The sequence below is a fragment of the Paenibacillus sp. YAE3 genome (assembly GCF_057546105.1).
This window is the reverse complement of record NZ_BAAIYF010000032.1, coordinates 1-1354: the sequence shown is the minus strand read 5'-3', so window position 1 is coordinate 1354 and position 1354 is coordinate 1. Positions and strand designations below refer to the sequence as shown.

The following is a 1354-nucleotide window of genomic DNA, read 5'->3' as shown; positions in this document are numbered from 1 at the left end:
CAACACCCGAAGTCGGTGGGGTAACCGCAAGGAGCCAGCCGCCGAAGGTGGGGTAGATGATTGGGGTGAAGTCGTAACAAGGTAGCCGTATCGGAAGGTGCGGCTGGATCACCTCCTTTCTATGGAGAATTGTTTCCTGCAAGGAAACATTCAAATATGCCGTAAGGCAAAACGATCTCACTCGTTGTCAGTTTTGAAAGAGCAAACCTCTTTCGAAATGCGTTTGGTGGCGATAGCGGAGGGGTTCCACGCGTACCCATCCCGAACACGACCGTTAAGCCCTCCAGCGCCGATGGTACTTGGACCGAAGGGTCCTGGGAGAGTAGGACGCTGCCAAGCGCAAACCCTTATGGGTTTACTCATCAAGAGTATATTAAGAAATGAATATGGGCCCTTAGCTCAGTTGGTTAGAGCGCACCCCTGATAAGGGTGAGGTCGGTGGTTCGAGTCCACTAGGGCCCACCATATAAATTAAATAAGCATATTTCCTATTATGGGGCCATAGCTCAGCTGGGAGAGCGCCTGCCTTGCAAGCAGGAGGTCAGCGGTTCGATCCCGCTTGGCTCCACCAATTATTCAATTTGATCCTTGAAAACTAGATAACGAAACGAATTTGCGTTTTAGAAATATCCTTTTAGCTGAACTTGTGTCAAAACAAGTTAGTAAAAAGTAGCAGACGAGCGTTTGAATCGAAGAGCGACTTTGGCTTTGTGCGAAGCACAAAACAACGGAGCGAGGCGAGGCAAACAGGAGTCAAATGGTTAAGCTACTAAGAGCACACGGAGGATGCCTAGGCGCTAGGAGCCGATGAAGGACGTGGCGAACAACGATACTGCCTCGGGGAGCTGTAAGCAAGCTTTGATCCGGGGATGTCCGAATGGGGAAACCCGGCTGATGTAATAGTCAGTCACTCATAACTGAATACATAGGTTATGAAGAGGCATACCAGGGGAACTGAAACATCTAAGTACCCTGAGGAAGAGAAAACAATAGTGATTCCGTCAGTAGCGGCGAGCGAACGCGGATTAGCCTAAACCGGTCAGCTTGCTGGCCGGGGTTGTGGGACGTCTCACATGGAGTTACAAAGGAATTGGTTAGGCGAAGAGGTCTGGAAAGGCCCGGCATAGAAGGTAAAAGCCCTGTAGCCGAAAGTCAGTTCCCTCCGAGACGGATCCCGAGTAGTGCGGGGCACGTGAAACCCCGTATGAATCTGCCAGGACCATCTGGTAAGGCTAAATACTCCCTAGCGACCGATAGTGAAACAGTACCGTGAGGGAAAGGTGAAAAGCACCCCGGAAGGGGAGTGAAATAGAACCTGAAACCGTGTGCTTACAAGAAGTCAGAGCCCGATCTA

At 50.6% G+C, this 1354-nt stretch carries 2 tRNA genes and 3 rRNA genes; all 5 read left to right on the top strand.

From position 1 onward, the window contains the following. Nucleotides 1–119 (top strand): 16S ribosomal RNA (locus AC27KL_RS28005); the annotation flags it as partial. A 103-nt stretch (nt 120–222) separates the two neighbouring features. Continuing rightward, nucleotides 223–339: ribosomal RNA gene (rrf, locus tag AC27KL_RS28000) — 5S ribosomal RNA — on the top strand. Nucleotides 340–388: 49 nt separating this feature from the next. Continuing rightward, nucleotides 389–465 (top strand) — tRNA-Ile (locus AC27KL_RS27995). A gap of 30 nt (nt 466–495) precedes the next feature. Further along, nucleotides 496–571, top strand: a tRNA-Ala gene (locus tag AC27KL_RS27990). 188 nt (nt 572–759) lie between these two features. Continuing rightward, a 23S ribosomal RNA gene (locus AC27KL_RS27985) occupies nt 760–1354 on the top strand; the annotation flags it as partial.